The 25,387-nt window shown below is 47.9% G+C and carries 21 protein-coding genes; 2 read left to right on the top strand and 19 right to left on the bottom strand.

The genetic code is table 11. The annotated features are described in order from the left end of the window. Nucleotides 1-139: 139 nt before the first annotated feature. The 8 genes from IT291_00635 to IT291_00600 all read right to left on the bottom strand — a co-directional run bounded on the left by IT291_00635 (nucleotide 140) and on the right by IT291_00600 (nucleotide 13,809). On the bottom strand, nucleotides 140-2,134 hold the full coding sequence (locus IT291_00635) for a dehydrogenase E1 component subunit alpha/beta (GenBank protein ID MCC6219727.1): 1,995 nt from the start codon (nucleotides 2,132-2,134) through the stop codon (nucleotides 140-142). Nucleotides 2,135-2,162: 28 nt separating this feature from the next. After that, on the bottom strand, nucleotides 2,163-4,016 hold the full coding sequence (gene uvrC, locus IT291_00630) for an excinuclease ABC subunit UvrC (GenBank protein ID MCC6219726.1): 1,854 nt from the start codon (nucleotides 4,014-4,016) through the stop codon (nucleotides 2,163-2,165). Continuing rightward, the gene (ligA, locus tag IT291_00625; GenBank protein MCC6219725.1) at nucleotides 4,017-6,062 is read right to left on the bottom strand and encodes an NAD-dependent DNA ligase LigA; all 2,046 of its coding nucleotides are present in this window, start codon (nucleotides 6,060-6,062) and stop codon (nucleotides 4,017-4,019) included. It abuts the gene before it with no gap. Next, a complete protein-coding gene (locus IT291_00620; protein MCC6219724.1) occupies nucleotides 5,998-7,407 on the bottom strand; it encodes a glycosyltransferase in 1,410 nt (469 codons plus the stop codon). The genes ligA and IT291_00620 overlap by 65 nt, the downstream gene beginning before the upstream one ends. Continuing rightward, entirely contained in the window at nucleotides 7,407-8,855 is a 1,449-nt protein-coding gene (locus tag IT291_00615) for a glycosyltransferase (GenBank protein ID MCC6219723.1), read from the bottom strand. The genes IT291_00620 and IT291_00615 overlap by 1 nt, the downstream gene beginning before the upstream one ends. A gap of 63 nt (nucleotides 8,856-8,918) precedes the next feature. Next, complete coding sequence (locus IT291_00610) at nucleotides 8,919-9,287, bottom strand: hypothetical protein (GenBank protein ID MCC6219722.1); 369 nt, start codon at nucleotides 9,285-9,287, stop codon at nucleotides 8,919-8,921. Nucleotides 9,288-9,310: 23 nt separating this feature from the next. Continuing rightward, nucleotides 9,311-12,994, bottom strand: a complete 3,684-nt coding sequence (metH, locus tag IT291_00605) for a methionine synthase (GenBank protein MCC6219721.1) — start codon at nucleotides 12,992-12,994, stop codon at nucleotides 9,311-9,313. Between the two features lie 2 nt (nucleotides 12,995-12,996). Beyond that, the gene (locus IT291_00600; GenBank protein MCC6219720.1) at nucleotides 12,997-13,809 is read right to left on the bottom strand and encodes a tRNA pseudouridine synthase A; all 813 of its coding nucleotides are present in this window, start codon (nucleotides 13,807-13,809) and stop codon (nucleotides 12,997-12,999) included. 77 nt (nucleotides 13,810-13,886) lie between these two features. Between IT291_00600 and IT291_00595 the strand changes: the two genes are divergently transcribed. Further along, entirely contained in the window at nucleotides 13,887-14,144 is a 258-nt protein-coding gene (locus tag IT291_00595; GenBank protein ID MCC6219719.1) for a hypothetical protein, read from the top strand. Nucleotides 14,145-14,169: 25 nt separating this feature from the next. Here IT291_00595 and IT291_00590 read toward each other — a convergent pair whose 3' ends face one another. The 11 genes from IT291_00590 to tolQ form a co-directional block, all read right to left on the bottom strand. Beyond that, on the bottom strand, nucleotides 14,170-15,222 hold the full coding sequence (locus tag IT291_00590) for an aspartate-semialdehyde dehydrogenase (GenBank protein ID MCC6219718.1): 1,053 nt from the start codon (nucleotides 15,220-15,222) through the stop codon (nucleotides 14,170-14,172). Nucleotides 15,223-15,349: 127 nt separating this feature from the next. Then, a complete protein-coding gene (locus IT291_00585; GenBank protein ID MCC6219717.1) occupies nucleotides 15,350-15,598 on the bottom strand; it encodes a hypothetical protein in 249 nt (82 codons plus the stop codon). Between the two features lie 208 nt (nucleotides 15,599-15,806). Further along, nucleotides 15,807-16,547: a polyphenol oxidase family protein gene (locus tag IT291_00580; protein MCC6219716.1), complete on the bottom strand. Its 741-nt coding sequence runs from the start codon at nucleotides 16,545-16,547 to the stop codon at nucleotides 15,807-15,809. 23 nt (nucleotides 16,548-16,570) lie between these two features. After that, entirely contained in the window at nucleotides 16,571-17,584 is a 1,014-nt protein-coding gene (locus IT291_00575) for an RluA family pseudouridine synthase (protein ID MCC6219715.1), read from the bottom strand. Nucleotides 17,585-17,590: 6 nt separating this feature from the next. Then, nucleotides 17,591-18,583, bottom strand: a complete 993-nt coding sequence (gene ribF, locus IT291_00570) for a riboflavin biosynthesis protein RibF (GenBank protein ID MCC6219714.1) — start codon at nucleotides 18,581-18,583, stop codon at nucleotides 17,591-17,593. A 17-nt stretch (nucleotides 18,584-18,600) separates the two neighbouring features. Beyond that, nucleotides 18,601-19,308 carry a tol-pal system protein YbgF gene (gene ybgF / locus IT291_00565; protein MCC6219713.1) on the bottom strand — a complete coding sequence of 236 codons (708 nt, stop codon included), beginning with the start codon at nucleotides 19,306-19,308 and terminating at the stop codon, nucleotides 18,601-18,603. 170 nt (nucleotides 19,309-19,478) lie between these two features. Beyond that, nucleotides 19,479-19,946, bottom strand: coding sequence for a peptidoglycan-associated lipoprotein Pal (gene pal / locus IT291_00560; GenBank protein ID MCC6219712.1), 468 nt, complete (start codon nucleotides 19,944-19,946; stop codon nucleotides 19,479-19,481). Nucleotides 19,947-20,333: 387 nt separating this feature from the next. After that, nucleotides 20,334-21,611, bottom strand: a complete 1,278-nt coding sequence (locus IT291_00555; GenBank protein ID MCC6219711.1) for a PD40 domain-containing protein — start codon at nucleotides 21,609-21,611, stop codon at nucleotides 20,334-20,336. A gap of 124 nt (nucleotides 21,612-21,735) precedes the next feature. Continuing rightward, complete coding sequence (gene tolA / locus IT291_00550) at nucleotides 21,736-22,806, bottom strand: cell envelope integrity protein TolA (GenBank protein ID MCC6219710.1); 1,071 nt, start codon at nucleotides 22,804-22,806, stop codon at nucleotides 21,736-21,738. A 12-nt stretch (nucleotides 22,807-22,818) separates the two neighbouring features. After that, nucleotides 22,819-23,229, bottom strand: a complete 411-nt coding sequence (tolR, locus tag IT291_00545; protein ID MCC6219709.1) for a protein TolR — start codon at nucleotides 23,227-23,229, stop codon at nucleotides 22,819-22,821. Between the two features lie 14 nt (nucleotides 23,230-23,243). Further along, nucleotides 23,244-23,924 carry a protein TolQ gene (gene tolQ, locus IT291_00540; protein ID MCC6219708.1) on the bottom strand — a complete coding sequence of 227 codons (681 nt, stop codon included), beginning with the start codon at nucleotides 23,922-23,924 and terminating at the stop codon, nucleotides 23,244-23,246. A gap of 463 nt (nucleotides 23,925-24,387) precedes the next feature. Here tolQ and gap point away from each other — a divergent pair, with 463 nt between their 5' ends. Next, the gene (gap, locus tag IT291_00535; protein ID MCC6219707.1) at nucleotides 24,388-25,386 is read left to right on the top strand and encodes a type I glyceraldehyde-3-phosphate dehydrogenase; all 999 of its coding nucleotides are present in this window, start codon (nucleotides 24,388-24,390) and stop codon (nucleotides 25,384-25,386) included. Nucleotide 25,387: the final 1 nt, after the last annotated feature.

Genomic DNA, 25,387 nt, shown 5'->3' with positions numbered 1-25,387 from the left:
CGTTTCCAAAAAGTAAAATATTTAACTTACTTTTTGGAAACGGTATATATACAGCAATAAAACAATAATTTGAAGACAAAATTTAAGTACCTGAAATCACCACACAAATTACTGGCATAGCCCAGATACTATGCGTCGTCTAGTAAAGAAGAACCTTCTTAAATGCTGCCATCAACCGCGAGACTGCCAAAAAATCATCCTCCAACGCCGCTGCAAAAGGAACCGGAGTATCGAGGCTAGCACAGCGAACGACCGGTGCATCCAAGTAAGAAAATAAATGCTCAGAAATGTAAGCCGCAATCTCAGCTCCAATGCCGCCCATCAACGACGCTTCATGCAATATTAAGACCCGACCCGTAGCCTTGACCGCTCGCTCTATTGCCTCATAGTCAAGTGGCTTGAGACTACGCAAATCTAAAATATAGATCGAGTGCTTGCCATCGCTATCGGCAAGCTTTCTTGCCCAATGTACGCCTTGACCATAAGTAATAATCGCCACATCTTCCCCCTCCTGAACAATCCTCGCTCTGCCGATTTCTACACTATAATAATCTTCCGGAATGTCTTCCTTTAGCGTACGATACAAAAGCTTATGCTCGAAAAACATAATTGGGTTTGGATCCTCAATCGCGGCTAACAATAATCCCTTGGCATCAAACGGCGTAGATGGATAAACGATCTTTAACCCCGGCGTATTAAAGAACCAAGCCTCAGTCGATTGCGAATGAAACGGCCCAGCCCGTGTTCCAGCCCCAGTTGGCATTCGAATAACAACATCGGCGACCGCGCCTGTTCTGTAATGGCATTTTGCCAGATTATTGACTATCTGATTAAATCCACAACTTACAAAGTCAGCAAACTGCATCTCTACTACCGACTTAAAGCCGCCTAATGAAAGTCCTAGCGACGCGCCAATTATGGCTGACTCGCAGAGCGGAGTGTTTCTCACTCTCTTTGCGCCAAACTCCTCTAACAAGCCTTCAGTAATTTTAAATACCCCGCCGTACTCGGCAATGTCTTGCCCCATGATGACGAGTTCCGGAAATTTTCGCATGGCACAACCTAGCGCATCAGTTATGCTGTCACAAAAGCGCATTGCCACTAACCGTGATGGCGATGTTGTCTCCAATTCATGGCGATCCTTCTTCCCGGCAGCATATACATCCTCAAGCTCTCGTTCAGAATCGACCACTATGGACGCCGCATTCCCCGCACTCTCAACCCCCTGTTTTACCTCCTGCCTTACATCATCTCTAATAACTACGAGCTCCTCGGGACTACACACTTTTAGGCGCCGCAACTCGCCTTCGAACACGACGATTGGGTCCTTCTTGACCCAATCATCTATTAGCTCCGACGGCACATACTTCACCCCGGACGCCTCTTCGTGCCCGCGCATCCTGAAGGTTATACACTCGACCATTACAGGCCGCGGACGGCGGCGAATCTCTACAAGTAGCCGTCTCATAGCGATATAGACCGCGAGACAATCATTCCCATCGATCTGCACCCCCTGCATTCCGTAGCCAACGGCGCGCTCTACGAGCGATTTGCAACGATACTGCTCTTTAGTCGGCGTAGACAGGGCATAGCCGTTGTTTTCGACTAAAAATATTACCGGCAAATCCCAAACCGCAGCCACATTAAGCGCCTCGTGGAAATCGCCCTGACTCGTTGAACCATCTCCGCAGAATACGAGAACCGCCTTTTTGTCCTCCCGTAAAACGCTAGCAAGCGCTAGGCCATCGGCGACAGGTAATTGCGCACCCAGGTGAGAAATCATCCCGACGATCCTGTGCTGAACGCTTGTAAAATGAAACGAGCGATCTCGGCCCTTTGTAAAACCACCAGCCATGCCGCGAATCTGATTGAGCATTTGCACTATTGGCACACCACGAGTAGTAAACACACCGACATTGCGATGAAGCGGCAGGATGTACTCCTCCTCGTCCATCGCCAAAGTGCTCCCAACCGATATCGCCTCTTGTCCAATCCCTGAAAACCATTTAGATAACTGCCCTTTCCTTAGCAGCAACAGCATCTCCTCCTCAAAATACCGCGCAAGAAGTAGCGCCCTATACATTTTTTCCCAAGCAACATCCACCTGCCATCCGCAACAATCCTCCTTATGCATATCTCGCTTAGAGGCTTTATGCATATCGCTACTCCTCAACGCTCTTAGTAGAAAGTGAATCTATAATTCGCCGTGCAAGCCGCATTGGCATCTTGCACCTCGATACCAACTCCTCAGGTTTACTGCTTGCAATACTTTGCACATCACCAAACTCGCGAAGCAGCTCTTTCCTTCTCCTAGGCCCCACGCCATGAATCTTGTCCAAACGGGAGACAAAAAGGCGTTTTCCACGTACGCTTCGATGAAATGAAATGCCAAAGCGGTGTGCCTCATCTCGAATGCGTTCAAGTAAACGAAGAGATGAACTTGATGGCTCTAACACTCGAGCCGCTACCTCATTCTCTAAATAAATTCGCTCCGGTCTGTAGCGAAAATCCGCCTCACTGCCGTAGCTCGCCCGCATTTTTCGTCGTTTTGCCAAGCCCACCACGGGCAAAGTTTCTAAGGCTAGCTCCTTTTTAACTTTTAACGCCTGCGACAGTTGCCCCCTTCCGCCATCGACAATCATTAAATCTGGCAAGGCATCTTGCTCAAGACAGGCCGACAAATATCGCCTCAAGACCTCAGTTATGGACGCGAAGTCATCTGGCTTGCCCTTAACGCAGTGAACATGAAAATGCCTATACCTCTCCTTATGGGGACTGCCATCACAGAATGACACAACAGAACCAACTGTTGCACCCCCTTGGAAGTGAGAAATATCCACGCAATCTATAATCCTAGGCATCTCGGAAAGCCCAAAGGCCCGCTGAATACCGCGCAGCGCGCTTTCCCAGGAGACACCGACACCACAACGCGCCCTGAAATTTTGATAGCTATTTTCCTGCGCTAACGCGAGGACTCTAGCCTTCGCGCCCTTAAGCGGCAAAACTATTTTTACTCTTCGCCCAATCCTCTCGCTTAGTAACTCCTCTCTAATCTGTCGATCCTCCATCTCACAACCAACTAATATCTCCTCCGGTATATCCCGGCATACGTCGTAGTACTGCATCAACAGCGCTGACAACAACTCTCTATCGCTTACCTCCACGCCGTCAAGACCAAACGTCTGTGCCTCAAATAGCCTTCCATTTCGTACCTTGAGAACCGTAAACTCGGCCCTGTTCCCCTCTCTGTATAAACCAAGGCAATCCTTGGAACCGCCGGCAACTGTCACAGTGGAAACGCCTTCTCGTCCGGCCTTTGTTAACGCGCCAATGCGATCGCGAAGTGAGGCCGCATCCTCGTACCGCATCTCATCGCTAGCTCTTTGCATCTCGCGCTCCATCTGCTCAATTACATCAGTGTTCTTACCCTCAAGGATAGAGATAGCAGCCTGCACATACGATTCATAAAGTTTTCTATCTACATCTATGCAACACGGCCCACAGCAGCGCTTGATCTGATAATCCAAGCACGGGCGAATTCGATTATGCAATACCTTATCGCTACACGTTCTAAGCAAAAGAGTGCTTTGAATTGTTTCCAACATCGCCCGCAATTCGTAACTAAAGGCAAAAGGCCCGATATAGCGCGCCCCGTCCTCCACATGACTGCGGACGAGCTCTATGCGCGGCCACTCGCCATGCTCGTCAATCCTAACCAAAAGCGGAGCCCTATCGTCCTTAAGTCGCACATTATATCGTGGCTTGAACTTTCTTATTAAATCGCCTTCCAGTATAAGTGCCTGGCGCTCGTCTTCTGTTACGATGGTCTCAATCGAACACACCGCTTCCACTATAAAGCGCACGCTGTAACGCGCATCGGATTCGTTAAAGTAACTACGAACCCGGGCCTGTAGATTATTAGCCTTGCCGACATAAACGACTTTGCCAGCCTTGTCCTTCATGAGATAGACACCAGTGCGGCGTGGCATTCGGGATAGTAGATCTTTAGAAATCATCTAAGCACCACTAAGTCTCGACAATAACTCCTTTTCCCCGATGATTGCGATTCCCAGGGCCTGGGCCCTATCGCATTTTGAGCCCGGATTGTCTCCAGCGACGACCAAGGTAACAGCTTTGCTAACCGAGGCACTGACTCTCCCTCCGGCTCGCTCAATTGTCTCTTTAGCCTCATCCCTACTCATAGATTCGAGCGCTCCCGTTAAAACCACAACCTCCCCGCTAAACACCCCCTTGCTAACGCTTGCATTGTAATAACTTATGCTAACGCCAGCATCGATCATCGCCTTAATATTCGACCTCTCCTGAGAACTATTAAAAAACTGCACTAGCGAATTTGCCACCACAGGTCCGACATCCTCAATCTGCTCGAACTCGAGCTGCGACATTTCCATAAGCGCATTTAGGGAACCCGCCGCTTCGGCAACTAACTGAGCAGTGCGCTCCCCCACATGTCTAATACCCAATGCGTAAATAAACCGTGAGAAAGTTATATTCTTGCTTTTCTCAATCGCGTTAATCAAATTACTAGCGGATTTCTCGCCCATCCTCGGAATGCTCATCAAATCCTCTTTGCCGAGAAAAAAAATATCAGCGCTGCGGCTAAGTAAGCCCGCTTCGATAAATTGCTCCAGGTGCTTTTCTCCCAACACCTCTATGTCAAAAGCTCTTCTCCCAACGAAGTGTTTAAGGCGCTCTATTAACTTAGCCTTGCAATGTGGATTTGAGCACCGCAGCTGAACATCCTCGGCCGATTCGCGCCTTACCTCGCCGCCACAAACAGGGCACTCAGTTGGGAACACAAATAGTTGCTCGCGCCCGGCCCTTTTCGACGTATCCACCGAAACAATAGCAGGAATAACATCTCCCTGCCTTCTAACGACGACGGTATCCCCTATTCTAATATCCTTCCGCTCGATCTCCTCGCGATTGTGAAGCGTAGCTCTTCTAACCACCACTCCCCCAATATTTACTGGCTCGAGCTCTGCTACTGGCGTGAGCACTCCAGTTCGACCAACCTGCACTGCTATATCTATTAGTCTTGTAACCGCCTCACTTGGCCTAAATTTAACCGCGATAGCCCACCGTGGGCTTCTGGACCGAGTCCCACAAGTTCGCTGATGAGCGATTGAATCTACTTTGCATACGATACCATCAATTTCAAAAGGCAACTCCTCCCGCTTTTGCTCGAGTTTGCTAAAAAAGCTAAGTACCTGCTCAATATCCCGCGCCAGCATTCTCTCGCCCCCAACCACGAATCCGAGATCTGTTAGCACTTCGAGCATTTCGCTCTGAGAGGATAGAAACTCCTGTGAACTACTAATGGAATACGCGAAAAAATCTAAGGGCCTACTAGCGGTAACTCGCCAGTCGAGCTGCCGGATGCTTCCGGCGGCGGCATTTCGCGGGTTCGCAAATAGCGGCTCGCCGTTTGCGGCGCGCTCGACATTGAGTTCCTTGAAACTCATTTTTTTTATAACGACTTCACCGCGAACCTCAAACCTCTCTGGCAATTTAGCGATAATGCCCCGCTGCTTTATTAGCTGCGGCACAGTCGAAATGGTTTTTACGTTATCGGTTACGTTCTCGCCAACAAAACCATCGCCTCTGGTCGAAGCAACCTCCAGTCGTCCCTTATTGTATACGAGTTCGATAGCAAGACCATCAAATTTGTACTCGACCAAATAGCTCACACTGTCGCTTTTATCCTCGAGAAGCTTTCGCACCCTCGTATCGAACTCGCGAACTTCGTTTGCATCAAAGGCATTGGCAAGGGATAGCATTGGCTCTCTATGCTTGACGGGCGAAAATACCTCTCCACCTCCCGCACCGACGCGCCTGGTAGGTGAACTTGACAATGCGTATTGTGGAAACTGCCGCTCTAAATCTTCGAGTTCGCGAAAAAGTTTGTCGTACTCGGCATCTGAAATGCTTGGATTATCTTCTATATAGTATTGTTTATTGGCTTCTTCTATGAGCCTAGAAAGCTCCTCGATTCGCCGCCTTGCCTCTGGCGGTAATGGGTGCGGATTGTTTTGAGTCATCATTTAAGTATTTTGCTTCACTTTGACTTGTAACGTCAATAACCTTAAAACCCTCGAGCGCTCCATAAAGTCTCGACATTACCGCTTCCCAGGAATAGTTTTTACAGACGTAATCATATCCGCTAATTCCAAGAACACTTCCAAGCTCATCGCTGTTTAGCAATGCTTCAACTACTGCTACAAACTCATTCTCATCCGCGAAATACAAGCCCCCGCCAGAACTAAGCACATGATTTCTAGTTACGGAACAATTCGCATGCACTACTACTGGCGTACCTGCTAACCAACTCTCCATTACTACAATGGAAAACGACTCATTAACGGACGGTTGACAAAGCGCCAGAGCGCCTTGAAGGAGCAATGACTTCTCTGCTTCGCTAACAAAGCCTAGATCTATTACCCCCTCTGGTAGACTATCGAGAAAAGCAATATCTCCGGACCCCACAATTGCCAATTGCAGACTCGCTCTCGGATGCCGCGCTCGAAATTCACTGAAAGCTTTAATTAGCAAGTGTAAATTCTTTCCCTCTTCCTTTCTACCGACATACAACAAATAGGTGGTCGCTAAACCTCGGTTTCCAAATTTCTCCTGCACTGCTTTTCTGCAATGAGTTCGCTCATCCTTTAGGCTACCGCGCTCCCTATGGACATCAAACCCCATGCCCACAACTGCCATGCGCGGCTTTTCGTCGTCCCCGAAATTATATAGTTCCTGGGCCAAATCCCTCTCTGCAGAGGAGTTAAATATTAAGCCTCTCACGGACGAGAACAGATATTTAAAAACGGATTGGTAAGCATAATGCTCATCGTGAAGGCAGGGGATAACAAATGAGCGCTCTGGATAAATAAGTGCCCCCCAAAAGCTAGTCGCGAATAGATAAGGCGCAAAAACAATTGCATCGAAGCTGGAACCTCGTTCCGCTATGTGACGGTAAAGAGCTTTAGAGTTTACGCTATTTTCTAACCAATCCAGCTGTTCGTCCGTGCTTAAAACCTTACCCTCCCGCATAGCCAATTCAAAATGAATGAACGTATCCGTATCGCGCTCATCGACAGGAAATCTCCAAACGCTAATGCCTTCCTCCTCAGATTTGCCAGCGGGAAGTTCATTTAGCCAAGTGCGATGATCTCGCGCACAAGTAGTCCACACTTCTAAGTTCTTTACAGCCTGAAGTCGGTCTGGAGATTCGCCATTTTGTTGAGCATATATATCAACAAAGTCGCGCCTGTTTTTTAGTGCGAGGACGATTTGGCGTACTAAGGTCTCCGCGCCGCCGCCTAAATCTTTTCCGAAGCGGGGAACTACAAATGCAAGAGAATTGATTACTGCTTTCCGCTTTGACATCACAACAAGCTGCCTAACGTTTCGTCGACAAGGCGCGAATTGCGCTCGCGCATCTCTTGGCCAAAGTCCACTACCGCCAACTCGTGCTCGACATGGCGCTGTTTTAAAGCATAAATGAGGTCCTTCCTTAGCACATCCATATCCGCTTGCCTCTCTGCTCTTTTCTGCACTAGCGAACCTCTATGTTCCTCAATAATAGCTCTAACATCTAGGGACACGCAGTCGCTTGCACACGCCATATCGATATATGCCCGCGCGTTCTCTCTAAGCGCATCGCGCAGTCCCTCGTTTAAGTATAGCTCTCTAAGAGTCGCCGCGAGCATCTCCCGCTCTCCCTTGCCGAGCTGAACTCTAAGCGCACATGCGGTTGGAATCTCCGCAGCAGCTCTATCATCGGACAAAATTGCCAGTATCCCTCTAGCAAAAGCCTCATATGCCACTAGTGGCACGGCTGGGCTTAAAGGTGAAAAACTCATTGCTAGCATTACATCTACAGCGGAAAGCAGGCTTAAAACGGTAGCGTCGAGATCTGCCGTCGCGATAATTACTCCAGTTTGAAGCTCTGGATATATTCTTGCCTTGCTTTCCACCAAATCCTCTGCATCTCTCTCTTCCTCAGCCGACCCCACAATCCACAAAAACCATAGGGCATTTTTTTCGTTATCAGTTTCGCTATCGCTAGCCGCTATAACCTCCCTTTTAAAAAGCGCAAAGCCCTCCAATGCGGCATGGATTCTATCGCGCACTTTGTGCGTTCCCTGGAAACCGACCATGAACGCCTCACTTGAGATGTCTAAACTTCTCCTGTGTCGCCTACGGGACATGCGAACGAATCCGTCCTTAATCACGTCTACCGGCACGGCGCATGTTTCGGTTTTAGTAGACAGATTGCAGTTTGCTATGGCTCTCAAAGCCGCCTCGCTAGAGAGCACCAAGACTTCGGCACTCTTTATCTGTTCCCAACCCATAGGGTAACAGCTACTAAACACCTCTATGGGCCACCCCCGTGCTTGCCAGTCGCCAAGCCGTGGTGCGTTGTCCCCAAACATCTCGACCATTTTGGCATTTAAGGCGGTCTCGGTAGTTGCGTGTCCCAGCAGAGCTAGCTCCAATGAGTTAAAGGCCAAATCGTGAAAAAACACTATGCCTGGCCACATTGCGAGCATGGTCTTAACGAAAGCACATTCGGGCGCATCTTCCATATGATAGACAAATGCGTCAAATGGTTCTATCTCGTTTCGCAAAAAAGCCACTTGGTAAGGAAAAACCGAGACTCCCATGATTGGCGTCAACTTCCCGTCTATGAGTAGCTGACTCCAATCGCTATCGTCTATGAAGAGCTCTACATCGAAGTGCAGCCCCAACTTTTCGAGAACCCGCCTCGTAAACGCCGCACTTCTAAGCATATTGTTCTCGGCAATGGGAGAAAACCAAGCAACTCGAATCATACCACCTAACCTAGTCCAAAGCGCCTTCTATTAAATCACCAACGTAAGCCATAGCAATGCGGCTCAACCGCCACAATACCAACAAAAACTCCCTATATTATCACTATTTACGCCCATTTTGTCTAGGCAATTCTCGGTCTTTTGTGAAGCACAGACACCGATGCTCCCCCACCAACTACGGTCTCTGCAAATGACAAAAAGGTTAACAGTAGCACCTACTAAAGGCACTCCACCAATTACCTCACCTGCGTAGGCTGACGAAATTATTTCTAAACCACTCCAGCCCTTGCCAAGCGGCAAGCTTCTAGCGACAACCGTATCGCCATCGGTCAAAATAAGCTTCACTGCGATACTGATTTCTCCAGAATCGCTACCTCCTCCGCCTGAACCACCACAAGCTACTGCAAATATTATGCTCGATAGAAATGCCAATAAATACGCACTGAACTCCGACGTTACCTAATGTTCGGCGACAGCCACTTCTCCACTTCCTCTACAGTCATGCCCTTACGACGAGCGTAGTCTTCCACTTGGTCGCGTTCAATTTTGCCAATGCCAAAATACTTTGCCTTGGGATGCTCAAAGTAGAGCCCACAAACAGAAGCTGCGGGATACATCGCAAAGGTCTCCGTCAAGCGAATTACAGTTTTCTGCTCGACGCCGAGAAGTCTAAAAAGCATAGCCTTTTCAGTGTGGTCCGGACATGCTGGATAACCGGGAGCGGGTCTAATACCCTGATACCGCTCTCTAATTAGACCGAGCTTCTCTAAATTCTCCTCCGGCGCATAACCCCAATACTCCTTACGCACGTCTAAATGTAAACACTCAGCCGCCGCCTCCGCTAAACGATCGGCCAGGGCCTTAACCATTATCGAGCCATATTCATCCGCATCGTGCTGAAAAGCCTCTACCATCGCCTCAACTCCGATACCAGCAGTCACGGCAAAAGCACCTATATAATCCCTTACGCCTGAACTCCTAGGCGCGACGTAATCTGCAAGCGCCAAATTAAATATACCTCGTCGCTTTAAATCTTGCTCCCTTAACGTGCGGAAAACTGCGATAATCTCACGGCGAGTTTCGTCTGCATAAACTTCTATATCATCGCAGTCTCCGCTGTTTGCCGGAAATAAACCAAAAATAGCCTGTGCTCTCAAACTTCGCCGCTTGATAATCTCCTCTAACATTTTCTGAGCATCGGCATACAGTTCGCGGCATTGTTTTCCTACATGCGGCGACGAAAGCACATCGGGAAACTTCCCCTTAATGCCCCAGGCATTAAAAAACGGCATCCAATCTATGAATTCGACCAAGCGCGCGAGCGAAAAATCATCAATCACCGATACCCCTAATCGTTTGGGCGTCGGGATCAGTGCCCGCTCCCAATCAGTAACCAGCCTATTATTTCGCGCCTGCGCGATACTCACATATTGCTTCTCGGCATCCCGATTTAAATGAGTCTCGCGAATCTTGTCATAACTTTCCCTTACTTCCCTTAAAAAGGCCTCCCTCAATCCTAAACTAACAAGGCTATTAGCAACTGCTACCCCTCTCGACGCATCCAACACATGCACCACCGGGCCACTGTAAACTGGAGCAATCTTCACTGCCGTATGTTTCTTCGAAGTAGTCGCTCCGCCAATGACTAAGGGAATCGAAAGGCCCTCGCGCTCCATCTCCGTAGCCACATGAACCATCTCGTCTAAGGAAGGCGTGATGAGCCCACTCAACCCTACAATATCAACCTGCTCGCGCCGAATCGCGTCAATAATCTTATCGCAAGGCACCATAACACCCAAATCGATAATATCGTAATTATTACACCCTAGCACAACAGATACGATGCCCTTCCCAATATCGTGGACGTCGCCCTTTACAGTAGCAAGCAAGATTTTGGCCCGCTTTTTCCCGCTCTGCCAGTTGCCAGAATCAGCATCCATGCGGGAAACAAGATGCCGCACCGCCTTCTTCATCACCCTGGCGCTCTTTACTACCTGAGGAAGAAACATCTTGCCAGAACCAAACAAATCCCCAACTATATTCATCCCATCCATCAACGGCCCCTCTATAACAGCTAGGGCGCTTCCGTACTTCCCTAGCGCCTCCTCTACATCTAACTCGATATAATCCGTACTGCCCTTCAATAACGCATGCCCCAAACGCTCCTCTAGCGACCCATGGCGCCACTCATGCTCCATGGCCTTTCCTCCGGCCCTATAATCGTCCTGAATACCGGCAGCATGGGCAATTAGACGCTCTCCGGCATCTTTGCGACGATTAAACAAAACGTCCTCTATAAGCAGCAACAAATCCTGCGGTATATTCGGATATGGTATCAACCTCTCCGCGTTAACAATCCCCATATCTAGCCCGGCTCGCGTAGCATGATACAAAAAAACCGAATGCATCGCCTCTCTCACCCCATCATTGCCACGAAAGGAAAACGACACATTACTCACCCCAGCACTAACCCGCGAATACGGTAAATTGCCCTTAATCCAACGCGTAGCTTCGATAAACGAGACCGCATAATCATTGTGCTCCTCCATCCCCGTTGCCACAGCTAAAACATTTGGATCGAAAATAATATCCTCCGGCGGTACCCCCACCTCCTCGGTCAAAATGCGATATGCCCGCTCGCAAATTTGGCACCGTCTATCAAAGGTATCGGCCTGACCGACCTCGTCAAACGCCATGACAACTATTGCAGCACCATAGCGCATTATTTCCCGCGCCTGCCGCTTAAACTCATCCTCGCCCTCCTTTAAACTTATTGAGTTTACAACTGCCTTCCCCTGTAAACACTTAAGCCCAGCCTCTAAAACTGACCACTTCGAGGAGTCGAGCATAAAAGGCACTCGAGCAATATCCGGCTCAGCAGACATGAGATTTAAAAAAGTAGTCATTACCTTTTCGGAATCCAACAACCCCTCGTCCACATTTATATCGATAATCTGCGCTCCAGCCTCGACCTGTTTGCGCGCAATATCTAGGGCAATATCATACTGACCATCGGAAATGAGTTTAGCAAAACGCTTAGAACCACTGACATTGGTTCTCTCGCCTATATTTATAAAATTGCTGTTTGCCTCAACTACAAACGCCTCTAAGCCACTAAGGCGCAGCGTCTTATTTAAAGTTGGCCTAGGTCGCGGAGCATGCCTATCCACGACGTCACTAACAGCCTTAATATGTGCCGGAGTCGTCCCACAACATCCCCCAACTATATTTACAAAGCCATTCGCCGCAAGATATTCGACATGCGCAGCCAAAATATCCGCCGTCTCCACATACTCACCAAACTCATTTGGCAACCCCGCATTTGGGTAAATGCTAATATGAGTACAGGCCACGCGCGACAATTCCTCGATAAACGGCCGCATGTGCTCGGCGCCTAAGGCACAATTCAGGCCAACGCTGACTAGCTCCTTAGCATGAGAAACAGAAATCCAAAATGCCTCGACCGTCTGACCGGACAGCAAACGTCCGCTGCGATCTGTTACCGTAGCCGAAATCATCGTCGGACAACTTATCTTAAGATCCTCGCGAACTCGATCTATGGCATAAAGAGCGGCCTTGCAGTTAAGCGTGTCAAACACTGTTTCGATTAACAAAATGTCTGCACCTCCCGCCAACAAACCTCTTATCTGCTCCTCATACGCAGCCACTAATTCATCAAACACAATTCCGCGAAAACCTGGATCGCTCACATCTGGCGAAAGGGAAGCCGTCTTATTAGTAGGCCCAATGGCGCCAGCGACAAACCGGCGCTTAGCTAAGTTCTGCTGAGAAAACTCGTCCGCCGCTCGCCTAGCGAGCCTAGCTGCCTCCAGATTTAGCTCAAAAACAACATCCTCCGTGCCATAATCGCTCTGCGATACCCTATTGGCATTAAACGTGTTCGTACTGATGATATCCGCACCTACGCTAAGAAAGGAACGATGTATGCCCTCGATGACGTCGGGATGCGTGAGAACGAGCAAATCGTTGTTGCCCTTAAGCTGCTTAAGGTGTTTAGAAAAACGCTTTCCCCGAAAATCCTCTTCCGAAAAGTTATATTGCTGAATCATGGTGCCCATGGCACCGTCTAGCACCAAAATGCGCTCTTGCAATATTTCTATAAGTGTCTGCAACGCCATGATTACCCTATCGGAACATAATTATCCGCGTACCTGACCCACTCCAACACGAGACCACATGCCGGCGCTGTTTGTCCGGCACGCCTTCTATCTCTTGCTTCTACAATGTTTTTAAACTCTTCAAAAGTAATTTTTCCCTTTCCCACATCGACAAGCGTTCCCACAATTATGCGAATCATCTGTTTAAGGAAACCACTGCCACACACGACGTACACCAAACTATTGGGGCCAGTGCGCGAGAGTTCGCTAAGCAATAACGTTCTTACGGTGCTCTTTGCCGTGCAATCTTTAGCCCTAAAGGAAGAGTAATCCCGACAACCTCTAAGATATCGCGCGGCGCTTATCATAGCTGGAATATCTACTACCTGCTCCCCAACGCACCATGCAATTTTGCCGTAATAACCGCCCCCGCGAGTGCCTAGCACTAAATTGTATTTATAGCATTTTACGTGTGGACTATGTCGCGCGTCGTAGTCGTCTCGCATGACCTCAACATTACGCACTAAGAGCTCTCGCGAGGTCAGAGCATTTAGCGCACATTTTAGCCTCGATGTGTCAATTGGCACGTCGCTAGGCCAGGAAAAACTAGCAGCCTGCCCTTTAGCAAAAACGCCAGCGTCCGTTCGCCCGCTACCAGTTATGGTTACAAAAGAGTTCGTTTCTCCCGGCTCCTCCCTGGCTGCCTTTTTGTACTGGCTTTTTAGAAAAATTGCGAGCGCATTCTCCAGTTCTCCCTGAATAGTTAGAAGACCTGGCTGAGACTGCCATCCACTATATGTTCCAGGGCTATACTCTAATTCTAGTTTTATTTTCATCGTCGACACATCATTCGCTTAAGCTATTTAAACAAGTTGCCGACAAAATAGGAAGACAAGCACATTGGGTAAAAGACGTGGCACGCGATATAATTAAAGAAAATGGCAAAGCGGAACTGGAATCCTTCCCATCCGCCCGCCTGCTAGTAAAACTCTATAGCTTTGGCGCAATCCTTGCGCTCGTATTTACTTTCACCTTGACGCTAGACTCTACTCAAGTAACTCTTGCGCTACTAACAAGCTGGATACTTACTAGCGGAGCGCTCGGGCTAAGTATCTTTGTCGAGGCCCCGAAAGAAAACACCCAATCCACAGACGATTCCGATGACTGGTAACCCACCATACTCTGGGAAACCTAAACTACTGTCTTCTACTCCAAGAATCCACCACTAACTCCGCTATTTGAACAGCATTTAACGCCGCTCCTTTGCGCAAATTGTCCGCCACAATCCACATGTTTAGCCCATTTTCTACGGAAAAATCCCGCCTGATGCGCCCAACATATGTCGCATCTGTTCCAACAATGTCGCTCGACAAGGGGTAAATTGATTCACCGGGATCGTCCACGACAATTACTCCGGGACTCTTTCTAAGGAGCTCACGTGCATCTTCTGGCGACAAAGGCCTTTCTGTCTCAACGTTCACCGACTCGGAGTGACAAGAAAATACTGGAACGCGCACCGCTGTAGCCGTAATTAAGAGCTCTGGCAAAGCCAAAATCTTCCGCGTCTCATTAACTACTTTCATTTCCTCCTTCGTGTAACCATTGTCTAAAAAAGTATCGATATGCGGAATGCAGTTAAACGCAATGCGATGAGGAAAGACTTTTTGGCTAATCTCGCGCTGATTCATTATGGCCATAGTCTGATTCCACAATTCATCCATCGCAAGCTTGCCAGCACCCGATACTGACTGATAGGTCGAAACCACCACGCGGCGAAGACCTGCCTGCTCCAAGAGCGGCTTAAGCACTACCACCATCTGAATAGTCGAGCAGTTCGGATTGGCAATTATAAGCCCCTCTTCGTGGCTCATTCCCCTAATAAGCTCCTTCAGACTGTGAGCATTGACTTCCGGAACAGTAAGCGGAACATCTTCATTCATGCGAAAATAGCTCGAGTTGTCTACAACTACGGTTCCACTCTTAGCAGCTATTGGACCAAATTCCGCACTGACGCGCGAACCGGCCGAAAACAAGGCTATATCGACGCCCTTAAAGCAGGTCTCATTTAACTCTTCTACTAAAACATCACGGCCGTTAAAACTCTGTCTGCTCCCCGCAGATTTCTTGCTCGCAAATAGCCTAATATTAGCAAGCTGGAAGCCTCGCTGCTCTAAAACTGCGAGCATCTCTCGCCCAACCGCTCCCGTAGCGCCCACTACCGCTACCGTAAGATTTTCGATATCGCGCATAACTCCTTTAAAAAAAGAAACGCCTATATACAAAAAAACGCCTTTTTCTCCGATTCCGGGAAAAAGGCGCCTAATTTATTACCTAGCACAATAATTACAATTAAATTAACTACCTCGAAGTAATCAGCTAGCTAGCATTTACTTCACAACCGCAACCTCTCCTGTGCTCTGCTAGGATGCCCATTATGTCATCCATTCCCTTTAACTTTTGCTTCTTTAACTCTCTCTTCCTTATCGCCATCTCGGGAGAGTACTCTGACAGACCTTGATATTGCCTGAGCTCCTTTTCTAACGCCACATGCTCTTCATATAATTCCTGCAAACGAGGGTTAGACGGTGCGATCTCAGCTATTAATTCGCGGTCTACTTTTTCCATAAGGGCGGTTCCTCCATTAATATATTTCCTGGCATTACCGATTTTTACATGCTGGCTTAACAGCATAATAAACCTACCGCCTAGTTATGCTGCGCCAGCAACCATATACACTTCTATTATCTCCCTTTCTGAGCATCTTTGTCAACGTGCGAAAAAAACGCTAACGCATTGACATCACTAAATAAATCCCGCTAATCGCATCTAGTAGCTAGCAAATAAAGCTAAGCTGTCTGCCTGCTTGAGACTTTTCGCGGCGGAAGGAGAAAAACCTGCTATCGCAAATCGTGCAAAGACCAAGGCAAAATATTTTTTTTTCGATTAGCCCGCTGCTACGAGCCTTATCTGAAATTACAGTCGCGATGTCGGCCATTATCTTTCCAGGAATAGACGATTGGCGATACCTAAGCTCAGCTCCAGAATTGGAAAACTGCTCTATTAACTCAAGGCCCACTTCATAACAGCAACTTTGGGCACCCGGCCCAATAGCCAGTTCTATGTCCTGCACCCTAGCGCCACGCTCGCAAAACCAGCTAACAGCCACTTCGACAATTCCCAGCATCGTAGACCGCCATCCGCAATGCAAAGCCGCACAGTAGTTACTATTGGGATCCCACATCAACACGGGAAAACAATCGGCCGTTTTTATTCCGAGAACTATTTTCCTTTCCGCTGAGTCATCTCGGTGTTTCATCCAAGCATCGGCCTCGAAGTCGCCAAAGTCGCTTACAGCAATCTTATCACTCAAACACTTTCCAACATCAACTATCTTGTTTCCATGCACCTGAGAAAGCAGCACTAGCTCTTTGTCCTTCCCAAAGCACTCATGAAACTTGAGGTTTGACCCACTGACGTCAATATCGCGACCGACAAAGCCATGCAGCAATCCTGCCTCATCCCATCGACTCAATGTCCAATAGTTAGTCGAGTTACAAGTCTTTTGTAGAAACATTTATTTTCCTCCGAGCATACACTTCAGGCACGAAACTGCGCTATAAGCATTTGCATATCTTCTGGAATCGGACTATCGAACGAAACTACTCGTTCTGTCTTGGGATGTATCAGCTCCAAACGCGTAGCGTGCAGTGCCTGCCTCCCAAAATTATCCACTGCCTTTCGCAAATGAGCAGGAATATCTCGCTTCGCAACTGAGTATTTTTTATCGCCAACTATTGCCGCACCACAGGCCTTTAAATGCACGCGAATCTGATGTGTTCTACCAGTTGCCAGTTTTAGTTCAAGCAAAAAACCATACTTAAGCGCTTCTCGAATACTCCAAAAGGTCAGAGCCTCCTTCCCACCGCGAACGCCCACCTCCATTCGCGCACGATCGATCGGATGCCGTCCAACTGACATGTCTATCGTACCATCTCCGCTTGGCAATCTAACGACCAGTGCAACATAAACTCTTGCGATCGTCCTCTGGCCGAACTGCCCAACTAGATGCTCGTATGCCTTTCCGGTCTTAGCAACAACCAACAATCCCGAAGTATCTTTGTCCAAGCGATGCACTAAACCTGGCCTCTCGAGACTTCCAACTAGTCTAAACTCTTCGCCCAAATAGTGCACTAAACCGTTCACTAGCGTCCTACTGTAATTTCCCGCCCCTGGGTGAACCACCAATCCAGCGGGCTTATCTATGACCAAAATGTAATTATCCTCGTAAACTACATTTATAGGTACTGTCGCATCGCTTTCAATGGCTAGTCCGTTGGCTCCTACATCGATGTTAAGCGAAATTTTCCCGGCTTGCTTTAGGCGAAAAGACGCTTTACAAACCACTTCTCCATCGACCTCCACTAAACCTTCTTCAATCCACTTGGTTGTCTTACTCCGAGAAATGGCTGTGTTTTCAAGCCACTGGCAAGCCAAGTCGTCTGCGCTAGAGGCCGTCAGCAGAAAGTTTGTGAGCAAGCTATCTAGCCTTTGCCCCACGTCTTTGCTATCTACCGAAAAACAAAAACCAACTCGTTTTAAATTATCTTCCACAGAAACTTAAGACAAAACATCTCTCGCACGTTTAACATCTTTTTCTATTTGTGCGCGCAACTGATCCTCACTAGGAAAGCAAATTTCATCGCGAATCCTTTCGACAAACTCAACACTGATATTCTTAGACAGGAGTTCCCTTCCGCCATCTATCAAAAGATGTGTTTCTACCAAGCGCTCTCCTGCCCCAAATGTCGGCCTCACGCCCACGTTGCTCACTGATGGAATTTTCTCACCATCTAGTTCGGCATATGTTGCATAAACGCCATCGCGCGGCAGAACCTGGCAGTAAAAGCGCATGTTGGCTGTCCTAAACCCGAGCTTTCTTCCACGAGCAGTTCCCTTCCTAACTTTACCACTAAGGCTAAAATTCCTCCCCAGAAGCACTCTCACTCTTTTTAAATCGCCTGCGCCTAAGGCATCTTTTACCATAGTGGAACTTATCTTCTTGCCCTCCCAAAGCACTGGCGAAACTGCCAGCACTTGGAAACCCATTTCTAGGCCCATATTCGACAATAATTCCACGTTCCCTCCGCGATTCTTGCCAAATGACCAATCTTCTCCCACAACGACGATTTTTGGGCTAAGGGGATTACGCAGTATGCGCTCGACAAAAGTTTTAGGTGCGAGTTGTGAAAAACCCCTGCTAAACCTAGCGGCAAAAAAATAGTCAAACCCAAATTCACTAGCAAGTTCAATTTTTTTGCGAATCGATGTCAATCTCCAATACTCCGGCCGACTTAATGTTTCGCCTATGGATAGTTCTGAAATAACTCGCTTGGGATGTGGCTCAAAGGTCAAGAGAACCTTAAGCGGAAGTTTGCCCTGAGCTCGTGTTAGACTAGAAAGACTGTCCTCTAATGTGCGAAATAATTGCTGATGGCCACGATGAAACCCATCGAAATTTCCAATACAAACACCGACTATCGAATCATTTACTATTGGCTCCCGGAAAGCGGGCAAGGAAGAAAAAGTTTTTGCATCTCTAACAAAACGCATCTAATATTCTGCGAACATCAACTGCGCTGTCTTCTCCGAAGCTCCTGAATTCGCTGTTTGGCTTTTGAAGCAACCGCGCTCTTCGGATGTTCTTCGACTAGCTTCTGCATGGTGAGAATAGCTTCATCTACAGAATTTATTTTTGCAAAAGACTCGCCTAGCCGAAACAAAGCCTCGGGGACTCGGTTCTCTGCTGGATATATCTGAAACACATCGCTATACGATACTATCGCGCGATCGTATTGCCCTAAGTTCTCTTGGCATATACCGACCCAAAACAAAGCGTTATCGGAATAAGTAGTATCTGGATTTGCCTCCACAAAAGACTGAAACGAGCTACGTGCCGCTTCGTAATCTCCAGTTCTCAGTAACGCAAGAGCCTTCTTAAAAGCGTCTGCCTGACCTCCAGCAACGCTAGCAATCTGCTCCTCATCCTCGGCTAAAAGTTGCGCCGGAACGCCCTGAGGCGGAGGCACTCTCGTCCCAAATCTCTTAATGGTTTGCTCAAGTTCCTTGGTCTTATTGCTAGAAACATGCGCAAGTTCCTCTACCATGCCCTTCATAAGGCGCACTTCAGATTTTAGCTCGCCGATACTCGCTATCTGTCGAGCCTGTATCTCTCGCAAATCAGCAATGTCTGCCTCTAACAGCTGAACCTTATTTCCAGAGGCACAGCCCAGGCAGAAAAAAAACATCGACAGAACCACTGCTCTATCCCGCATCATTGCTAACGCACTGCTCCTCTTAAACAACTGCGGCGAACGCTACGACGCATACCTAAACTTCCTACGTCGCCCACGTTCGCCTTGCTACTAACTCTTGTTTTATCTATCCGTGGCAGACTGCGTGGAACAACTTGCCACGCCACTCGGCAACCACAGAATACGCAACGCACCTACTTCATTGCAAAGTGAGCCCGCCTATTTTTTGCCCAAGCACCTTCGTCGTGACCCGAGTCAAGAGGCAACTCCTCGCCATAACTAATTGTGCTTAAGCGATCGGATTTAACGCCCAACGAGTTCAAATACTCCTTCACAGAATGAGCTCGTCGCTCACCTAACGCCATGTTGTACTCAGCAGTTCCTCTCTCATCGCAATGTCCCTCTACAACGACCTGGACATTTGGATTGTCGTGTAACCATCGAGCATTGGAGCTCAAAACCCCCTGGGCACTATCATCCAAGGACGAGGAGTCAAAATCAAAATTGACGTCGCCTAACTCTTTACCTGCCTCAGCTAATGGGATGTTGCCATCTCCCATACCTGAACCGTCAGCACCACCAACTCCTCCCTTACCAGTCTTGGAGCACGCAGCTACTGACACCAATAATATCCCTGTCGACAAAAATCTAAATACTCGCATCAATCCCTCCTAAGGCATTTTCACACTGCCATGTCGTCATTAAAAAAAATCACACCAATAATATTAAACAAAATTTATACACCGCGTTGCCAAAACACTTTTAACAAACGGCATAACTCACTCACAACACCAATAGCGAATGACAAACGCTTCCCAACAAGAAATTTTTTGGCATTCGCTCTTGTCAAAACTAGCAAACCGTGACCGCTCGCTAGTTGCTGTACTGACAATAGCCTCTGAAAACTGACCGTGCCACAATCTACTTCTCAGCTTCCGCTAGCATACTCATCAAATTTGGCTACGCCCTATATATAATTTTATTAGGCTTATATCTAGCGATATTTTTGTGCAAGCTTGATTTTTTACGCGAAACAAATATCTACAGACTCACTCAAGAATAGGTGACCATGTAGGCTGACTATCGGACGAGCGGGCAGAACCTAGTATCGTCGGACTACCACCGCGGAGCGATATAATGGCAATGCTGCTGTTAGGTCCTCGCACGGTGGTGCTATACGCTATAAGTCGACCATCTGGCGACCAGCTCGGATCCTCATTATTTCCAGCATAAGTCAGCTGCACTGTATTGTTCCCATCTGGCGACGCTATGAACAGTTGATTACCACCAGAGCGGCACACAAAGGCCACATAATCACCTCGAGGCGACCAGCTAGGAGATGTGCAGTAGTTGCTGTCGGCATAACTAATACGACGTGCCGAACCATCCCCACCGTCTACCGGCATGACGTAAATCTGCGGGCTACCAGCTCTATTGGAGCAAAAGGCGATTTGGCCGCCGTCTGGAGAATAGCTAGGTGATACATTGATAACCCCGCTTCTCTTTGTGAGCGTTCGAATCAAAGATCCCCTTAGATCAAAAAGCACCAAATCCGAACTACCTTCGTATGTGGACGAGGCGACAAGCGCGCCCCCGTCAGGAGAAAACTCCGCCCCTAGCTCCATGCCTTTTGCCTGTGTGATTCTCCTCTGGGATGCCCCGTCGCTCGATACAATATAAAGCTCCGGCTCACGCGTCTTATACGAAGTATAAACAATTCTATCTCCACTTGGCGACCAGGCCGGCGAAAGAACTAATCCCCGATCCCTTGTATATTGGCGGACATTTGAGCCATCTAGATCCATCACAAAGAGTTCCTTAAAACGCCCAACGCGCGAGATATAGGCTATCCTTGAGCCAAACACACCGCTCTCTCCCGTAAAATATTTCATTATCTCGTTAGAAAACTTATGAGCAATTCGCCTGCTGTCTTTTGCTTCGCCGCGATACTGTTTGCCTAGGACCATTTGTTTCCGAAGCACATCATAGAGGTATAGCTTAACTTGCAAAACTGGTTGAGGTTCTCTTAAAACACTCACCTCACCTCGAACCAAGCCTTCGGCGCCTATTACTGACCAATCCGAAAAGACTATGTTGTCAGGTTCTATGCACCTTCCAGGACTTTCCACAAAAGAGCCAGGATTCATGACCTTAAAAATCCCAGTGAGCTGCAAGTTTCTGCCAATCGTCTCCGAGATGCTCACTGACTGATCATCTGCTTCGCCTGCATTGCAGAGCTGCGGCACTGCAATGGGGAACCCAGCCTGCGGCCCAGTAATTCTTAAATCGGTCTGAGCAAACGCACTGCCTCCGCTTAATAAAGACAAAAGGAAGAAAACCGCCAAAAATAACCTGCCCCAACTGAGCGAAACACGTAAAGGTAAATAACGAAATTTTTCCATGTAACTTGCCAACCTAATTAGTAATACCCTAACGACATAATCAAGGACGCTATTCGTGAGAATCGAACACAATGCGCACCTCCCTAAACTTATCGCGCAAGCTTGCCGGTGGCGCGGGAACTGGCGAAGCCTTATACACAGCTCGCAACACCGATTCATCAAAACCAGATCGCCCAGAACTCTGCAAAATCTCGGCATTTTGAATAACGCCGTCGGGTAAAATCGCTACCGAAACCTGCGCGCTCAGGCGCTCAGTCCCGGCTAGCCAATGCCATCCCCCCTTGATGTGAGCCTCGAGTGCGTTTCGATATCTAATGAACTCAACGCTTGCAAGCGTTCCGCCTCCTCTATCGTTACCGCCAATTTTAGCCGCACCGATGCCGCTGCCACCCGCGTCAGCTGAATTGCCCTTATAACGACTTGCTGATTTTTCGATGGCCTTTTTTAGCTTATCCTCGCGCTCGCGTCGCGCCCTTTTTTCTTGCTCCTTCTTCCTCTCTTCTTCCTGGCGCTTTCTCTCCTCCTCCTGAAGTTTCTTTTTTAGCTCATCTTCTTGTCGCTTCTTTTCCGCCTCTTGCTTGCGCTTCTTTTCCTCCTCGGCCTGTTTCTCTCGTTCTTCGCGAAGTTTTTTCTCCTTCTCTTCCTTCTCCTGCTTAAGCCGTTTTTTCTCGGCTTCAATTTTTTGTTTCTCTGCCTCCTGAAGTGCTTTAATTTTCTCCGGGTCTTCTACAACTGTCGGTTGAGAAATATCTCGCTCGACTACTTTTTTTATATCTTCGGGCTCTACCGAATCTCGCTTTTCTTCACGACTAGTCTTATCTACAGGAGAGCTATCTACAACCGGAGGCGCAACTTTACTTTTTTCCTTCTCATCACTTACGTGAGAGATCCCACCAATTGACTTCCCGCCCTCGAGAGATACGGTAAAAACCTCTTGCCGACGCAGGGCCTTCGCATCGCTACTTTCTATCATGAGGATGGCAATAAAGACTGCCAACAGATGTCCAATACAAGAGAGCGCTAGCCCCAATGGAAACAGAACGGGATTGCTACGGCGCTTAAACAGCCTACCTCGAGCCACTTCCGTGGCATGCACATCATCTCTATATGACCGTTCCACAAAATAATATTTCTACCCAGGCTCTGTTACTAGACCTACCTTCTCTATCCCGGCCCTGCGGATTTCGCCCATTACTTCCATTACATGTCCATAGGCTACTTTTTTGTCAGCGCGAATAAAAACGCGCTTATCAGCTCTGTCCTTAATAATCGCACCTACGCGTTTCCCTAACTTAGCAACCTCAACCAAATTGCCAGCACCGATATAAACCAAACCTTTTGCATCTATAGAAACAACTAGCTGTTCCCCCTCACCCTCGATAGGCGCAATAGTCTCTCGCGGAAGCTCCAATTCAACACCCTGCTGCAGAATGGGTGCGGCAACCATAAAAATGACTAGCATTACCAACATCACATCCACCAAGGGAGTGACGTTAATCTGCGAGAGTGCGCCGCTATCTTGCCCTGGCTCGTCAAATGCCATCTTTCAGTAGGCTCCTAGGTGAGAAAATATCTTCGTGCCATGTTTAGAAATTCAGCAGAGAACATGTCCATGTTGCGCGACAACAAGCGCACTTGCTGCATGAAATAATTATAGGCGATAGCCGCCGGTATCGCTGCAGCTAAACCAATCGCGGTAGCAATCAAAGCTTCCGAGATACCAGGCGCAACCGCCTGAATGGACGAACTCTTTAACATACTTAAGCCTCTGAATGCGTTCATAATTCCCCACACCGTTCCGAAAAGACCAATAAACGGCGCGGCAGACGCAGTTGTAGCAAGAAAAGTAGTTCCCTTCTCTAGTCGCGTAACCTCCTCGGCCTTCGCGCGCTTTAGCGCCCGATCCAAATTCTCCAGCTCTCTAAAATCCCCCTTTTCACTGCGCGATTCGAGCTGCCGCAAGACCTGAGTGAGCTCCTTATGTCCAGCCACAAAAACAGTCGCAACGGGGCTCGCTTTCAGTCGAGCACAGGAATCATTCACCTGCGATAAATTGCGACTCCCCCAAAAGACATCTGAGAACTTATCGCTCTGGCTCTTAGCCCTGCGAATTTCTAGGCATTTAGCAAAAACGATCCCCCATGTGACTACGGACATGATGGCCAACAAAAGAAGAACGAGCTTTACTACAGGACCAGCACTTAAGACTAAATCTATTATAGAACTTTCATGCACCATCGCCCCTGTAGCGACCGATGGAAGTTCCAAATCTTTCACAGCATTTTCCGCAACTAACTGCGGAAATACTCCAATCCAATACATGCCAGCCATATTCACTAGTCTTTTCTAATAATATCGTAGTTATCTTGTAGTAAATTAATTACTAACTTCTTCTTCTCTGCTAACCGCGCTGCCGTAGACTATCAGCAGAAATTCTTTGGTTAATCTTTAAGGCTATGCTAATTGAGCCGCTAAGATTTTTTTTGCACAATTAAAGTACCAACCCGTGTGCTATGCCTAAATGCAGCTTGGCATAACGCGCCCAGTAGGTAGTTTTGTGCATTATTAAAAAAAGACTAACGCAAGTCCCAAGTGCTTACAATACGTCGTTTGCGTTATTTTTCCGTTAATGAAAAATGAGCTTGGAGATTGATTTTGTTTTACTCAGTGTAATTAGCAACTAGCAGCGAGGAGTTAGAAGATGAGCATAAGAGTAGCCATAAATGGTTTTGGGAGGATAGGCCGAAATGTTTTGCGCAGCTTACCCAGCAATAGCAAAATCGAGATCGTGGCTGTTAACGATTTAACTGACACTAAGACTCTTGCGCATTTACTAAAGTACGACTCAGTACACGGCACTCTGCCACTTCCAGTCGAGGCAAGCGCCGATAGCATAGTAGTGGGCGACAAGACAATTAAAGTATTGTCGGAACGAAATCCACAGAACTTACCCTGGGCTAAATTAGGCATAGACGTCGTATACGAGTGCACTGGAATTTTTCGCACGAAAAAGGAGGTGTCTGCTCACATAGATGCTGGTGCAAAGAAAGTACTAATATCTGCCCCCTCCCCAGATCCTGACATCACAGTTGTGTATGGAGTAAACCACGAGAATTACGAGCCGCAGACACATCAAGTTATTTCTAATGGTTCCTGCACCACAAATTGTCTAGCACCCGTTGCCAAAATCGTGCTGGACAATTTCGGCATCGAGCGTGGAATGATGACAACCATTCATTCCTACACCAATGACCAGCAGATTCTAGACTTGCCGCATGCGGATTTGAGACGAGCGCGAGCTGCGGCATTGTCTATGATTCCAACTACAACTGGAGCAGCCAAGGCAATGTCGCTAGTAATTCCGGAGCTAAAGGGCAAGTTAGATGGATTGGCAATTAGAGTACCTACTCCGAACGTGTCACTGGTAGACTTTGTCTGCGAAACGCAAAAAGACGTTACCCTGGCGGAAGTCAAGAGTGCGCTCGTTGAGGCCGCAAGAGGCAAACTTTCCCAGATCCTAGCCATTTCTGACAAACCCTTGGTAAGTTGTGATTTTAACGGTTGTCCGAAGTCGGCGATAGTCGACATCGAGTCTACAATGGTCATAGGCGGCAGGATGGTAAAGATTTTAGCTTGGTATGACAATGAAATTGGCTTCTCGCACCGAATGAACGACGTAGCCGCCATACTGTTTGGGTAAT

Source organism: Deltaproteobacteria bacterium (assembly GCA_020845775.1).
Classification (GTDB): domain Bacteria; phylum Bdellovibrionota_C; class UBA2361; order SZUA-149; family JADLFC01; genus JADLFC01.
The sequence above is the reverse complement of the archived record's forward strand: the minus strand, read 5'-3'. Positions and strand labels throughout refer to the sequence as shown.